Annotated in this window: 1 pseudogene; it reads right to left on the reverse strand. The window is 63.4% G+C overall.

Annotated features, from left to right (window positions below):
• Positions 1-351: pseudogene (locus AC1D0P_RS32840) on the reverse strand (GTP-binding protein); the annotation flags it as partial.

Below are 351 nucleotides of genomic sequence, written 5' to 3' on the forward strand. Positions count from 1 at the left end.
GTCATGCACGATGCTGAAGGAGTCGATATCGTCGTGATGGTGATGATGGTGGTCATGCCCCGCATGATCATGGTYGTGATGATGATCGTGTTCGGCTTCATCATGCAGCCACCGCTGCACATCGGCGATCTTGGTCGCGGGGTCGTAGAGCCCGGCCGACAGCGTGGCGAACGCGCTGGCGCGCTCGGAATCGCCGTCGATCACCTCGGCCAATGGATTGAGCCGCCGGAGCCGCGATGCCAGCGCGGCAATCTGCTCCGCACTCGCCAACCGCTTCTTGCTCATGATCAGCCGGTCGGCGACGGCGGCCTGGCGGCGTGCCTCCTCATGATTGTCGAGCGTCGACAACCC

The sequence above is a fragment of the Polaromonas sp. P1_G2 genome, assembly GCF_056405515.1.